General features: G+C 45.7%; 11 protein-coding genes and 2 pseudogenes. All 13 read left to right on the forward strand.

Annotation, left to right across the window (positions count from 1 at the left end; translation table 11 throughout):
- The first annotated feature begins 86 nt into the window (after positions 1-86).
- Entirely contained in the window at positions 87-1262 is a 1176-nt protein-coding gene (locus KHQ79_RS06610) for an ATP phosphoribosyltransferase regulatory subunit (protein WP_225514501.1), read from the forward strand.
- The gene (gene hisG, locus KHQ79_RS06615) at positions 1255-1896 is read left to right on the forward strand and encodes an ATP phosphoribosyltransferase (RefSeq protein ID WP_225514503.1); all 642 of its coding nucleotides are present in this window, start codon (positions 1255-1257) and stop codon (positions 1894-1896) included. Before KHQ79_RS06610 ends, hisG begins: the two co-directional genes overlap by 8 nt.
- Positions 1893-3176 carry a histidinol dehydrogenase gene (hisD, locus tag KHQ79_RS06620; protein WP_003235394.1) on the forward strand — a complete coding sequence of 428 codons (1284 nt, stop codon included), beginning with the start codon at positions 1893-1895 and terminating at the stop codon, positions 3174-3176. The genes hisG and hisD overlap by 4 nt, the downstream gene beginning before the upstream one ends.
- Positions 3173-3757: an imidazoleglycerol-phosphate dehydratase HisB gene (hisB, locus tag KHQ79_RS06625; protein WP_003235392.1), complete on the forward strand. Its 585-nt coding sequence runs from the start codon at positions 3173-3175 to the stop codon at positions 3755-3757. The genes hisD and hisB overlap by 4 nt, the downstream gene beginning before the upstream one ends.
- A complete protein-coding gene (gene hisH, locus KHQ79_RS06630; RefSeq protein WP_003235390.1) occupies positions 3758-4396 on the forward strand; it encodes an imidazole glycerol phosphate synthase subunit HisH in 639 nt (212 codons plus the stop codon).
- Positions 4393-5130, forward strand: coding sequence for a 1-(5-phosphoribosyl)-5-[(5-phosphoribosylamino)methylideneamino]imidazole-4-carboxamide isomerase (hisA, locus tag KHQ79_RS06635; RefSeq protein WP_225514505.1), 738 nt, complete (start codon positions 4393-4395; stop codon positions 5128-5130). The genes hisH and hisA overlap by 4 nt, the downstream gene beginning before the upstream one ends.
- Positions 5127-5885, forward strand: a complete 759-nt coding sequence (gene hisF / locus KHQ79_RS06640; RefSeq protein WP_225514507.1) for an imidazole glycerol phosphate synthase subunit HisF — start codon at positions 5127-5129, stop codon at positions 5883-5885. The genes hisA and hisF overlap by 4 nt, the downstream gene beginning before the upstream one ends.
- Positions 5882-6505, forward strand: a complete 624-nt coding sequence (gene hisIE, locus KHQ79_RS06645; RefSeq protein WP_003235384.1) for a bifunctional phosphoribosyl-AMP cyclohydrolase/phosphoribosyl-ATP diphosphatase HisIE — start codon at positions 5882-5884, stop codon at positions 6503-6505. Before hisF ends, hisIE begins: the two co-directional genes overlap by 4 nt.
- A gap of 31 nt (positions 6506-6536) precedes the next feature.
- Positions 6537-7018, forward strand: a pseudogene (locus KHQ79_RS06650) (DUF6792 domain-containing protein); the annotation flags it as partial.
- 14 nt (positions 7019-7032) lie between these two features.
- A pseudogene (locus tag KHQ79_RS06655) lies at positions 7033-7392 on the forward strand (hypothetical protein).
- A 165-nt stretch (positions 7393-7557) separates the two neighbouring features.
- Positions 7558-9327 (forward strand): multidrug resistance ABC transporter ATP-binding protein/permease BmrA, encoded by a 1770-nt coding sequence (bmrA, locus tag KHQ79_RS06660; protein WP_225514509.1) that lies wholly within the window; start codon positions 7558-7560, stop codon positions 9325-9327.
- 124 nt (positions 9328-9451) lie between these two features.
- Complete coding sequence (locus tag KHQ79_RS06665) at positions 9452-10906, forward strand: tetratricopeptide repeat protein (protein ID WP_225514511.1); 1455 nt, start codon at positions 9452-9454, stop codon at positions 10904-10906.
- A 379-nt stretch (positions 10907-11285) separates the two neighbouring features.
- Positions 11286-12698 (forward strand): peptidoglycan DL-endopeptidase CwlO, encoded by a 1413-nt coding sequence (gene cwlO, locus KHQ79_RS06670; RefSeq protein WP_225514513.1) that lies wholly within the window; start codon positions 11286-11288, stop codon positions 12696-12698.
- Positions 12699-12821 lie beyond the last annotated feature (123 nt).

Genomic DNA, 12821 nt, shown 5'->3' on the forward strand with positions numbered 1-12821 from the left:
TTTCATCTGCTAACATATTATCATATTAGCGAACTAAAGGATTTGGAATTTTCCCTCAAACAATGGCAACGGAGGTGCTCGGGTTGATGTTTATGTTTGAAAAACCGCACGGCATGAGAGATACACTGCCCGGTTTATACGAAACGAAAAAAAAGGTGAGACAATCGTTAACCGATTTGATAGATAAATGGGGATATCAATTTATGGAAACGCCGACGCTGGAGTTTTACGATACCGTTGGCGTGCAGTCAGCGATTGAGGAGCAGCAGCTGTTCAAGCTTCTTGATCAGGACGGCAAGACATTGGTGCTTCGCCCGGATATGACAGGACCGATTGCAAGGGTGGCGGCATCAAAGCTTCTGAAACACGATCATCCGCTCAGAGTCGGCTATGCGGCAAATGTGTTCAGGGCTCAGGAACGCGAAGGCGGACGCCCTGCCGAATTCGAGCAGGTCGGAGTGGAATTAATCGGTGACGGTACGACAAGCGCGGATGCGGAGGTCATTGCTTTAGTAATCGGTGCGTTAAAAAGCGCCGGGCTGTCTTCCTTTAAAATTGCCATCGGCCATGCCGGCATTGCGGATGCCCTGTTTGTTGAGGTGCTCGGAAACGTTGAGCGTGCTGATGTGCTGCGGAGGTTTTTATACGAGAAGAACTATGTCGGCTACAGAGAACATGTCAAGTCTCTCCCGCTTTCCTCCATTGATAAAAGCAGGCTGCTTGAGCTTCTTGAATTGCGGGGCGGCATAGAAGTATGCAGACGTGCTGAGGAAATCGTCGATTCTGAGCAAGGAAAAAGCGTGGTTGATGAGCTGAAGGCGCTGTGGGACATTCTTAAGGATTACGGATGTACGGAAAATGTCCGCCTTGATCTGAATATGGTCAGCCACATGAGCTATTACACAGGGATTTTATTTGAAGTGTACGCCGAAAATGTCGGTTTTGTCATTGGAAGCGGCGGCCGTTATAACAAGCTTCTGGGCCATTTTGATTCGCCCGCGCCGGCAACAGGCTTCGGGCTTCGGATCGACCGGCTGATTGAAGCGCTTCATATGAAAGACGAACCTTGTGAAATAGACGCTGTTATTTTCAGCAAAGAGCAGCGGGTGCAAGCCATCGCTTATGCGAATGAAGAACGTATGAAGGGGAACAAAGTAGTTCTTCAAGATTTATCGGGAATTGAAAATATCGATCAGATGACAAAATCTTTTGCAAATGTCACCTATTTTATCGGAGCCAGAAAGGAAGAGCAAAATGGGTAAGTTACTCACAATGGCGATGCCGAAGGGCCGGATATTTGAAGAAGCGGCAGGGCTGCTGCGTCAGGCTGGCTACAAGCTCCCTGAGGAGTTTGAAGATTCAAGAAAACTGATCATTGATGTGCCGGAGGAAAATCTCCGTTTCATATTAGCTAAGCCGATGGACGTGACCACATATGTGGAGCATGGTGTTGCAGATGTCGGGATTGCAGGCAAGGATGTCATGCTGGAGGAGGAGCGCGATGTGTATGAGGTGCTGGATTTGAAGATCAGCAAATGCCACCTGGCAGTCGCCGGACTTCCGAATACAGACTGGAGCGGCGTAGCACCGAGAATCGCGACAAAGTATCCGAATGTAGCTTCCAGTTATTTTAGAGAGCAGGGTGAACAAGTCGAAATCATTAGGCTCAACGGTTCAATTGAGTTGGCCCCGCTCATCGGCCTTGCAGACCGGATTGTAGATATCGTTTCCACAGGACAGACGCTGAAAGAAAACGGGCTTGTTGAAACGGAGCACATTTGTGACATTACTTCCCGCTTTATCGTAAACCCGGTAAGCTATCGCATGAAAGACGATGTGATTGACGAAATGGCATCCCGCTTATCTCTCGTTGTGGAAGGAGAAACGGCAAAATGAAGATCAAAACCATCAGCGGCGCAGAACGGTTTTCTCTCAAGCGGTCCATAGATGCCGGGACGGATGAGCAAAGAAAAACGGTCCGATCAATTATTGAAGATGTAAAAGCAAACGGTGATCAGGCGGTCCGCAGCTACACGGCGAGATTTGACGGCATCGAAATAGACAGCCCGCTGGTCACAAAAGAAGAAATTGAAAAAGCATACACCTCGCTGGATTCACAGCTGCTTCAGGTGATGAGGCAGGCAATCGAAAATATTAGGGAATATCACGAGAGACAGCTGCAATCCTCCTGGTTTTATCACAGAAAAGACGGTACCATGCTGGGGCAGAAAGTGACGGCGCTTGATTCCGCCGGTGTATATGTGCCGGGGGGAACGGCGGCATATCCTTCATCTGTTTTAATGAATGTCATCCCGGCGCTGACAGCGGGTGTGGAAAGAATCGTTCTTGTGACGCCTCCGGGAAAAGACGGACAGCTGTCCCCAGGGGTCTTAGTCGCTGCTGCTGAGCTAGGCATAAAAGACATTTACAAAATGGGCGGCGCTCAGGCGATTGCGGCGCTGGCTTACGGAACAGAAACCATTGAGCCGGTGGATAAAATCACAGGCCCGGGAAATATTTATGTCGCGCTTGCCAAACGAGAGGTGTTCGGTGATGTCGATATCGATATGATTGCCGGACCGAGTGAAATCGTCGTCCTGGCTGATGAAACAGCGATACCGAGGGAAATTGCGGCCGACCTGCTGTCACAGGCGGAACACGATAAGCTCAGCTCAAGTGTATTTGTCACAGATTCCATGACGCTGGCCGAGGCGGTTTCAGCCGAAGTGAACGAGCAGCTGAAAACCTTGCCGCGAAGAGAAATAGCGGAAGCTGCAGTGAACGATTACGGGTGTATATATGTGGCGGAAACAATGGATGAAGCCATTGATACTGTCAATACACTCGCACCGGAGCATTTAGAAATCATCACACAGTCTCCCGAAGCTTTGCTTGGCAGAATCAAACATGCGGGTGCGATTTTCTTAGGCAGATACAGCCCTGAGCCTGTCGGAGATTACTTTGCCGGACCGAACCATGTGCTTCCGACAAACGGAACAGCCAGATTTTCAAGTCCATTAAACGTAACCGATTTTCAAAAGAGATCGAGCATTATTTCTTACAGTCAATCGGCCTTTGAAGAACATGCAGAAAGCATCGCGGCTTTTGCCAGACTTGAAGGATTAGAAGCGCATGCCAGATCAATTGAATCGAGAGAACGGAGGAATTCAAAATGAGAAAAGCGGAACGCGCCAGAAAAACAAACGAAACAGATATTGAGCTGGCATTCGCAATAGACGGCGAGGGACAAGCGGATATCAAAACAGACGTGCCGTTTATGACACACATGCTGGATTTATTCACGAAACACGGACAATTTGATCTTTCCATTAACGCGAAAGGCGATGTTGATATAGATGATCACCACACGACTGAAGATATCGGCATTTGCTTAGGGCAGGCGCTGCTTGAAGCCTTAGGCGATAAAAAAGGAATTAAACGCTACGGTTCAGCGTTTGTACCGATGGATGAGGCGCTTGCTCAAGTCGTGATTGATTTAAGCAACCGGCCGCACTTGGAAATGCGCGCGGACTTCCCGGCGGCTAAAGTCGGAACATTTGATACGGAGCTTGTACATGAATTTTTGTGGAAGCTGGCGCTTGAAGCTCGGATGAACCTGCACGTTATCGTTCATTACGGCACAAACACTCACCACATGATTGAAGCTGTTTTTAAAGCGCTCGGACGTGCGCTTGATGAAGCAACAGCGATTGATCCGCGTGTTAAAGGAATACCATCAACGAAAGGGATGCTGTAAATGATCGGCGTGATAGATTACGGAATGGGCAATTTATACAGTGTCTCAAAGGCGCTTGAGCGTGTCGGCGTGCCGTACCTTGTTTCTGAAAAGCCGGAGGAGCTGAGAGAAGCCGATGCCTTCATTTTGCCGGGGGTCGGTTCATTTGGAGACGCGATGGACAATTTGCGCAACGCGAAGCTCGATCAATTGATTCACGATATGGTCTCAGAGGGAAGACTGCTTCTCGGGATTTGCCTCGGCATGCAGCTTTTATTTGATGAAAGCGAAGAAAACGGCACCGCGTCAGGCCTCGGGCTGTTAAAAGGAAAAGCAGTCAGGCTGAAAGCAAAAGATGAGAAAGGAAACAAGCTGAAGGTTCCGCATATGGGCTGGAACCGCCTTTCCTTTCATAACGAATCTCCGCTGCTGGCTGAAGCAGAAGAAGGCTACGCTTATTTCGTGCATTCTTATTACATTGACGGGATGCAGGAGGACGCGCTTCTGGCAAGCGCTGATTATGGTGTGCGAGTGCCTGCTGTAGTTGGAAAAAGGAACGTCTTCGGCGCCCAATTCCACCCGGAAAAAAGCAGCACGGTCGGAATGTCTATCTTAACCCAATTCACGAAAATGGCAGCAGAACAGAAGGTGAAAAAATGAGTGCTTTTACATTATATCCGGCAATTGATATGAGAAACGGCAAATGTGTCCGCCTTGTTCAAGGAGATTATAATAAGGAAACGATATACGGCGATTCACCTTACGACATGGCCGCGTTATTTGCGAGTGAGGGTGCCGAATGGATCCATCTCGTTGATCTCGACGGCGCAAAAGAAGGGAAAAGGGTAAATGACCGCCATGTGATCGAGATTGCCCAAAAGCTGGACCTGAAAGTCGAAATTGGCGGCGGGATCCGTTCCGAAAGTGACGTCTATGAATACTTATCAGCAGGAGTCGATCGGGTGATCCTGGGGAGCTCAGCTGTCTCTAACCCACCGTTTGTAAAAAAAATGCTGAAACAATATGGCGAGAAAATTGCAATCGGACTGGACGCGAGAGACGGCTTTGTTTCAACAGAGGGATGGCTGGAAACATCAACCCTTAAGGCAACCGAACTCGGCAAAGAGCTTGCCAATGAAGGTGCGGAAGTCTTTATTTTTACTGACATCGCGACAGACGGAATGCTGTCAGGCCCCAATATTGAAAGCACTGTCGAGCTTGCGAAGGAAACGGGGAAATCTGTGATCGCTTCCGGCGGAGTCAGCTCCGTCGCGGACCTCGAAGCCCTCGCTCGCTATCAGGCGGACGGCGTTTCTGGAGCGATCATCGGAAAAGCGCTGTATACCAATCAGTTTACGCTGAGCGAGGCGCTTGAAAGGGTGAAGCGGAAATGATTACAAAACGGATTATTCCATGTCTTGATGTTAAAGAAGGACGCGTTGTCAAAGGAATTCAATTTCTTGAATTGAAGGATGCCGGTGACCCAGTTGAACTGGCGGAAGTGTACGACCAGGAAGGCGCGGATGAACTCGTTTTTCTTGATATTTCTGCCTCGCATGAAGGACGCAAAACGATGGTTGACGTTGTGGAGCAGGTTGCCGCGAAGCTCGCGATTCCGTTTACAGTCGGCGGCGGCATCAATCAGCTCAGCGATATGAAAACGATTCTGCGTGCCGGAGCGGACAAAGTGTCGGTTAACACGGCAGCTGTTCTCCGCCCTGAGCTGATTACAGAAGGAGCCGAGTTTTTCGGTTCTCAATGCATCGTCCTTGCCATCGATGCCAAGTATGACCAAGAATCTGACACATATAAGGTCTACACGCACGGCGGCAGAAAGAAAACAGATTGGGAAGTCACAAGATGGGCAAAAGAAGGCGTCAAACGCGGAGCTGGAGAAATATTACTGACAAGTATGGACTCCGACGGTGAGAAAAAAGGCTTTGACCACAGGCTGACAAAACTTGTTTCTGAAGCTGTCACCGTACCTGTTATCGCCTCGGGAGGAGCGGGAAGCGCGCAGCATATGCTTGAGGCTTTTACAAAAGGAGAAGCCGACGCCGCGCTTGCCGCCTCTATTTTTCATTATAAAGAAACATCGATTAAAGAAGTGAAATCATACTTGAAAGAGCACGGGGTGAATGTGAGATGAAACAGGCAGATGAACTGCGTTTTAACGAGGACGGATTAATTCCTGCCATCGTACAGGATGCGGCAAGTAAAGAAGTGCTGACACTTGCCTATATGAACAAGGAATCGTACGAAAAAACGCTGGAAACAAAAGAAACATGGTTTTACAGCCGCTCGCGCCAAGCGTTATGGCATAAAGGGGAAACCTCAGGGAACACGCAAGCCGTCAAAGGTATCCGGTATGACTGCGACCAGGACGCGCTGATCGTACTCGTAGAACCGTCCGGCCCAGCATGCCACACTGGCAGCTACAGCTGTTTTACAAAGGAACAATCAGAAGAACAGGCTGCGGGCCGATTCGGCATCATTAACGAACTGGAGCGCGTGATCGCGGAACGCCAAGCGGAAATGCCTGAAGGAGCTTACACCACTTACCTTTTCCGAGAAGGTGTTGATAAGATTTTGAAAAAAGTCGGTGAAGAAGCATCCGAAGTCATCATCGCCGCGAAGAACCGAGACCACGAGGAACTCAAATGGGAAGCGGCAGACCTGCTGTATCACCTGCTTGTCCTGCTCAGAGAGCAAGCTCTGCCGCTGGATGATGTGCTAGACGTATTGAAAAAACGCCATTCTGAAAAGTAAGAGGATGGGAGCTGTCTTATATGGCAGCTCCCAAGCTTTAAAAAACGTTGGTGAAATAGTGGAGTACGTAAAATCAATTTTGTCCTCGATAGAAACACTCGACAAAGAAACAAAAGACGCATTAAAACTCATCGTTGACGGCCACAGCATTGTTCAAATGCTGAACGCATTATCAAAGGAAAAAGGCTTCAGCTATAAAGGCTCCGATATTTAGACAAAAAACAGGCGATCACCACAGCTATTCATCATATGGAAGAAAATCCTTCGCATTATGCCTTCGATCTTCAATTCCGGCTTGCAGCTGGTTTCAGCCACACATTCGATAAATTAGAGAAAATCTCAGTTCATGAATCGTTCCACACAGGTGCGCTCCCTGCTAATGATGGAATTGTTGCTGAATTAAAAAAACAGACAACAGAAAAAAGAGATTTTATCAAAAACATCCGCGAAAGTATTGAAAAGCTGTTTGAAAAAGAAGAAATGATTTCTCAGTTATTTGATTTTCAGCCTTAGGAGGAAAATGAAGAGTGACTTCCTTATTTTCAGAAAGTGAAACAGATATTGTATCAACCACCTATAAGTTTCTAACCTATGACGAAATGAAGGGGAAAGCAGGCAGCCTCAATAAACCGATCAATGACATTCTCAGCCTGACAAAGAAATTTGAGTCTTCTTTAAAAGAGGAAATCAAAGGTCAAAAAGGGTTGATCGTAAAAAAAATAAAAGAAGAGCTAGAATCAAAAAGCGAAAGTAGATAAGCTGCACTTCAAATGATAAAAGAAGAACATACTGCAAAAGTTGACCGGTATAAAATGATGATTGAAGACATGCGACAGCAGGATGTGACATTGACTTATAGAAAAAAGAAGCCTGTTCAAGATGGATAATATAAAAATCTCCTATTCAACCATGAGTGGGAGATTTTTATTTTCATCACGGCAAAAATATACTGAAAAAGTCTCTCTCCATTGATATGATTGAGAAAGAGTAAAAATCATCCTTTTGAAATGCTAATTCACCTTTCTGAACGCTGAAACAGGAGGAATAATAATATGCCAAACCAGCAACAAAAATCTAAAAGTAAATTAAAACCCTTTTTTGCATTAGTAAAGCAGACCAATCCTTCTTATGGAAAGCTTGCCTTTGCGTTAATTCTCAGTATTGTGACCACACTGGTCAGCCTGCTGATTCCATTATTAACGAAGCAGCTTGTCGATGGCTTTTCAATGTCAGCTCTGTCAGGAACACAAATCGGGCTGATCGCGCTTGTTTTTCTCGTTCAGGCCGGTTTAAGCGCTTATGCCACCTATGCGCTGAACTATAACGGACAAAAAATCATCTCCGGGCTGCGGGATCTATTATGGAAGAAATTAATTAAGCTCCCTGTCTCCTATTTTGATACAAACGCTTCCGGAGAAACAGTCAGCCGTGTAACGAATGATACGATGGTGGTCAAAGAACTGATTACAACCCATATCAGCGGATTTATTACAGGTATCATTTCTGTCATTGGATCACTGTCTATCTTGTTTATTATGAACTGGAAGCTGACACTGCTTGTGTTAGTTGTTGTTCCGCTGGCCGCTCTTATCTTAGCGCCGATAGGCCGGAAGATGTTTTCGATTTCCCGGGAAACGCAAGATGAAACAGCCCGTTTTACAGGCCTGCTGAATCAAATTCTTCCGGAAATTAGGCTCGTCAAGGCTTCAAATGCGGAGGATGTCGAATATGGGCGCGGGAAGATGGGGATTTCTTCATTATTTAAACTTGGAGTTCGTGAAGCCAAGGTTCAGTCGCTTGTCAGCCCGCTCATCTCACTTGTATTAATGGCAGCTCTCGTAGCAGTCATCGGATACGGCGGCATGCAGGTGTCTTCAGGTGAGCTCACCGCCGGAGCGCTCGTGGCTTTTATTTTATATTTGTTTCAAATTATTATGCCGATGGGGCAAATTACAACGTTCTTCACACAGCTGCAAAAATCAATCGGCGCAACAGAACGGATGATTGAGATTTTGGCAGAGGAAGAGGAAGATACAGTTACAGGAAAACAAATTGATAACGCGCATCTGCCTATTCAGCTTGACCATGTATCTTTTGGCTATAAGCCGGATCAGCTGATCTTGAAAGAGATCAGCGCTGTCATTGAGGCAGGGAAAGTCACAGCGATTGTCGGTCCGAGCGGCGGCGGGAAAACGACGCTGTTTAAGCTGCTTGAACGTTTTTATTCGCCGACTGCAGGGACCATTCGGCTGGGGGACGAGCCGGTTGATACTTACTCGCTTGAATCGTGGCGGGAGCACATCGGGTATGTATCACAGGAAAGCCCGTTAATGTCGGGAACGATCAGAGAAAATATTTGCTACGGGTTAGAACGTGATGTAACAGATGCCGAGATCGAAAAAGCCGCGGAGATGGCATATGCGCTCAATTTTATAAAGGAGCTGCCAAATCAGCTTGATACAGAGGTGGGCGAACGCGGCATTATGCTGTCAGGCGGACAGAGGCAAAGAATCGCGATTGCGAGAGCGCTTCTCCGTGATCCGAGTATTCTTATGCTTGATGAAGCCACTTCAAGCCTCGACAGCCAATCTGAAAAATCAGTCCAGCAGGCGCTTGAGGTGCTGATGGAGGGCCGTACAACGATTGTCATCGCACACCGCTTATCCACTGTTGTAGACGCGGACCAGCTTTTGTTTGTTGAAAAAGGAGAAATCACCGGACGGGGCACACATCATGAATTAATGGCTTCCCATGATCTATATAGAGATTTTGCTGAACAGCAGCTGAAAATGAACGCGGATTTAGAGAACAAAGCCGGGTAAATTTTGGTCGAATCAGCCAGTAAAAAAGCGGAGGGATTTTCCCAATCCTTCCTTTTGAACTATTGAGGGGCTTGCGATTTATGGTATACTACTGACGGTACATTGTATAAAACGGAGGGTAGTTGTGGGAAAACACACTTCTGAACATAAAAATCACGCACAAATTGTCCAGCTGCTTCAAGATGGACAATATTTTTTTCATAAAGGCTTGAAAGCGTATAAAGAGCGCAATCTGAAACGGGCAAGCAAACTGATTCAGCGCGCGGTTCATTTGGAGCCGGAGGATTCAGAGATGCTTTCGCAGCTTGCGGTCATTTATTCAGAAATGGGCCAATATCAGGAGTCGAACGATCTTCTTGATTATATCATGGCAAATCTGGAGGCCGAAATGCCGGAGTGCCATTACTTTAAAGCGAATAACTTTGCCCATCTGGGGCTATTTCAAGAAGCTTATAAAGAAGCGGCCGCTTATTCAGATGCGGATCCGGACGGTGAATTCGCCGAAGAAAACGAAAGTCTGCTTGAATTGCTCGATTTAGGAGACGGCGGGCCGGAGGATTCTTTGTATGATCAGGATGAATTGCTGATGAAACAGGATCGGGCAAAGTCACTGCTGGAAAGCGGTCAGCTTGCCGAAGCGGTTGCGGCGCTTGAGGAAATCACAGCCGATTATCCGGAGCTTTGGTCAGCATACAATAATCTGGCGCTTGCCTATTTCTATTCAGGCAACATCGTAAAAGCGAAGCAAACCGCTTACCAAGTGCTCAGTCATAATGAAGGAAACCTTCACGCCTTATGTAATCTTCTCGTTTTCTACTATTATGAAAGAGAAGACGAAAAAGTGGCGGAACTGAGTGATCAGCTTTCTAACGTATATCCGATGCTATTGGAACAGCGCTATAAACTGGGAGCCACTTTGGCGCTTGTCGGCCGTTATGAGATCGGATATAAATGGCTCAAATCATTATATAAAAGTGGCTTTGAAGGTGACGATACATTCTTTTACTGGCTCTCGTGCTCCGCTTATTTTACGGGACATACTGAATTTGCCGAGACGATCTGGAGAAAAGTCGAGTCGCAATATCCCGGAGAAGACCGCCCGGCTCCATGGATTGAGCGGAGGGAAGCACTTCCTTCATCTGTAGAACAGCGTCTCGCAGCCTATTATATCAGCAGCACAAAGGGAGAAACGGAGCATCTTGAAGCGGTGATACGCTCGAAGAGAATTACCGCTCCTTTCGAAAATCATTTTGTTAAGCTGCTTTTAAATGGAGATTCCGCGGCTGCTGACGTATCAAAGGATGCGCTTTTCGCCTATCAAACCGTCAAATTATTGGAGCATGCTGAAAAAGAAGAGATGAAAACAGAAGTCATGAGCTGCTGGGTGTTCCATGTCATCCAGCAAATCCGCGCAGCCGCTCCGTTGAAAAATGAGAGGGGCTGGGCAGCGGCAATCTGTTATATTTGGAAAGAAGCTCACGGCAAACATGATACGAAAAAAGACACAGCGGCCCGATTCGGCATCTCTCCGGCAACTTTGACGAAATATATGAAATATATTGATGATATTCTAGAATAGAATATTTTGAAGAGTCGATTTGTAGAATCGACTCTTTTTTTATTTAGTAGATTATATTAATAAAATAATATCGACAGCTTTTTTACTCATTTAAGAAAAATGACAAACGATGGGCGACTTGACATCTGTTTGAAACACAAATGTAATAAAATTTATCGCTAATTTGTCGAAACTTGATGGTATAATGATTCTCGTACATAAGGAATTAGTGTTTTTTACATATGATGTGAAATAAACGCTATACAACCAGAATAAGAGATGCACAGAATAATTAACCATAAACAACCATCATTCCTCGTAGAGTATGAGGAACGAAACTTGATGTTTAAAATACGATTCCAAATGAGGACAGGTTCACAGTAAAAGGGAGGATATAAAAGTGAGAAAGAGTTTATTGACACTTGGTTTGGCTTCCGTCATCGGGACAAGCAGTTTTTTGATCCCATTTACAAGTAAAACTGCATCGGCGGAAACATTAGATGAAAAGAAACAAAAAATCGAAAGCAAGCAATCTGAGGTTGCTTCCAGCATCGAAGCGAAGGAAAAAGAATTAACTGAGCTTCAGGAAAATCAATCAAAGATTGAAAAAGAACTGAAAGACATTAACGCTAAGGCGCTTGATACAAGCAACAAGATCGAAGATAAAAAAGAAGAAAACGATAAAACAAAAGAAGAAATCAAAAAACTGAAAAAAGAGATTAAAGAGACAGAAGCCCGCATCGAAAAACGCAACGAAATCCTGAAAAAACGCGTTCGTTCTTTACAGGAAAGCGGCGGATCTCAAGGATACATAGATGTTCTTTTAGGATCAACAAGCTTTGGTGACTTTATCTCTCGCGCGACTGCGGTTTCATCTATTGTGGATGCAGACAAAGATTTAATCAAGCAGCAAGAGCAGGATAAAGCGAAGCTTGAAGATTCTGAAGCGGATTTGAATGACAAGCTGAAAGAAGTTCAAGCTGCATTGGCTAAATTAGAAACAATGCAAAAAGACCTTGATAAACAGCTTGATGAAAAAGACAAGCTTTTCGACGAAGCAAAAGCAAGCCAGAAGAAAACGGCTGATGCGATTTCTGAATTAAAATCAGAAGCATCTGAACTTGCAAACCAAAAAGCAGATACTGAAGCTGAACAAGCACGTATCAAAAAAGAACAAGAAGCTGCGGCTGCCTTGATCAAAAAGCAGGAAGAAGCACAAAAAGCATCTGATGAGACACAAACAGATGACAGCCAAACGGCTACAACTGAAACAGCAAAAGCAAGCTCATCTGATGATGATTCTTCAGACAACTCTTCTAACGGTTCATCAAACAGTTCGTCTAACGGCTCATCTTCTAAGAAGAGCAACAGCTCAAACAGCAACTCAGGCGGCACTGTTATCAGCAATTCAGGCGGAATTGAAGGTGCGATCAGCGTTGGTTCAAGCATTGTAGGACAATCTCCGTACAAATTTGGCGGCGGACGCACTCAGTCTGATATCAACAACCGTATTTTTGACTGCTCATCATTCGTACGCTGGGCATACGCTTCTGCAGGTGTGAACCTTGGACCTGTAGGCGGAACAACAACTGATACGTTAGTTGCAAGAGGACAAGCTGTCAGCGCGTCTGAAATGAAACGCGGAGACTTAGTTTTCTTTGACACATACAAAACAAACGGTCACGTTGGAATTTACTTAGGAAACGGTACTTTCCTAAACGACAATACATCTCATGGTGTATCTGTTGACTCAATGAGCAACGTTTACTGGAAAAAAGCATTTAAAGGCGTTGTAAGACGTGTTGTTCAATAATAAATAAGACAAGGGCCTTCTATGAACAGAAGGCTCTTTCTTTATTAACATATATACCCTTTTGGAACTCATTTAATCGTGATGAGAAAAAAATGAGCAAAAAAATAGCGTATCACCATGAGA

It is taken from the genome of Bacillus sp. TSO22, from assembly GCF_020223595.1.
Lineage (GTDB): Bacteria > Bacillota > Bacilli > Bacillales > Bacillaceae > Bacillus > Bacillus inaquosorum.

Excerpts from the sequence above, each read along its gene's own strand:
- KHQ79_RS06610 (WP_225514501.1), top strand. The coding sequence starts at position 87 with ATGTTTATGTTTGAAAAACCGCACGGCATGAGAGATACACTGCCCGGT.
- hisG (WP_225514503.1), top strand. The coding sequence starts at position 1,255 with ATGGGTAAGTTACTCACAATGGCGATGCCGAAGGGCCGGATATTTGAA.
- hisD (WP_003235394.1), top strand. The coding sequence starts at position 1,893 with ATGAAGATCAAAACCATCAGCGGCGCAGAACGGTTTTCTCTCAAGCGG.
- hisB (WP_003235392.1), top strand. The coding sequence starts at position 3,173 with ATGAGAAAAGCGGAACGCGCCAGAAAAACAAACGAAACAGATATTGAG.
- hisH (WP_003235390.1), top strand. The coding sequence starts at position 3,758 with ATGATCGGCGTGATAGATTACGGAATGGGCAATTTATACAGTGTCTCA.
- hisA (WP_225514505.1), top strand. The coding sequence starts at position 4,393 with ATGAGTGCTTTTACATTATATCCGGCAATTGATATGAGAAACGGCAAA.
- hisF (WP_225514507.1), top strand. The coding sequence starts at position 5,127 with ATGATTACAAAACGGATTATTCCATGTCTTGATGTTAAAGAAGGACGC.
- hisIE (WP_003235384.1), top strand. The coding sequence starts at position 5,882 with ATGAAACAGGCAGATGAACTGCGTTTTAACGAGGACGGATTAATTCCT.
- bmrA (WP_225514509.1), top strand. The coding sequence starts at position 7,558 with ATGCCAAACCAGCAACAAAAATCTAAAAGTAAATTAAAACCCTTTTTT.